Raw genomic sequence first — 1,391 nt, forward strand, 5'->3', positions numbered from 1 at the left:
ACGTTACATAAAGCCATATCTACCTTCGTTTACTTTTTTTGTGAAATTTATATGATTTATTCCACTATCGTCAATGTCAAATTGATTGTCCAGAATAATTATCTGATTTTCCTTTTCTTTAGAAAATGTTTGAATGAATCTCTTCTTTAAATCATTTGGAATATTGTCATTTTCGTCTATTTCTTCTCCTTCTTGATATGTAGTTAATGGAGAATCTATTAACACAAAACCTGTATGGGGTAAATTTTTTGTATAACAGTATTGCATTAAACTAATTAAAAAAACAGCATATATTATAGCTCGGTATCCTTTTCCATATACAGAACGTAATTTATTATCAATAATAAAATCATGTTCATTATAATCAAAATTAACTTCAATCGGACTTTTGATTTGATTGAAGCGCATATCTTCTAGATGTTTACTCATAATTTGACAAAGTTCATTAATAGAAGAGGATACATTGTCATTGTTATTAACAGTATTTATATTACTTTCAATTTCTAAGCCCAATGATATTCCTTTAGTATCTGTATTAAGTTCGTTTATCATGGTTGTTAAGTAAATAATTTTTTGTTTTATAACTTCTTTTTCAACTGCCTTTACCATTTTTTCTTGAAGTGATTTTTTTGTGGGCTTAAGCTCATTGTTTATATGACTATTAAGTTTATTAAACGAATTTTCATTTTCTTTTAAAGTATTTTTTAAGTCTTTATTTTCACTATGAATAATTTCAATGGTTTCATTCAAGTCTTTTAAATTAAGTTGTATTTTATTTTTTTCTGATTTATATGAACTATATAATGATTCACCATCAATAATGATTGAATCTGAAGATTTGCTATGATTATTTAGATCACAAAGTTTGCTACCACATACAGTACAATTTTCAATTGAAAGGTTAGAGATAATGTCACCACCCTCTAAAATAAATTCAAGCCTTTCCATGTCAGAGTTAAACTGCTCGCTTAATAGATTAAATCGCTTTATAAGTTCATTATTCATTAAGATTTTTGATTTTATTTTTTCGATGCTTTTAAATAGATCATGTAATTTCTTTGTTTTTGAAGAGATTTCAGTAGTTATAACTTCAAATTCTTCATTATAAGTAATTTCATTAATTTTATTATATTCTTCTTCTAAATAGACAACTTCTTCTTTAGTTTTAGAAATAATTCCTACAATAGGGTTATCTATACTTTCTCGATCTTCATCAATACTTAGTACTTGTGGAACTGCCTTTTTAGTCGACACTTTTTTATCAGACAAGTAAGTCAAATAATTGTTAGAAGCTCCAGAGATTAAATAATAGAAAAAGTTTAATTCAAATGTTTTTGAAACATACTGTCCTTCAAACAAAAGAGATTTATCTTTAATTACTTGTATTTCAT

At 25.5% G+C, this 1,391-nt stretch carries 1 protein-coding gene; it reads right to left on the reverse strand.

The genetic code is table 11. The features are described 5' to 3' along the window. Positions 1 to 3: 3 nt before the first annotated feature. Positions 4 to 1,391, reverse strand: a 1,388-nt coding sequence (locus PVA17_RS24760) for a hypothetical protein (RefSeq protein ID WP_274069341.1), incomplete at its 5' end; no start/stop codon positions are given.

It is taken from the genome of Lysinibacillus sp. CNPSo 3705, from assembly GCF_028674935.1.
In the GTDB taxonomy this organism is placed as follows: Bacteria; Bacillota; Bacilli; order Bacillales_A; family Planococcaceae; genus Lysinibacillus.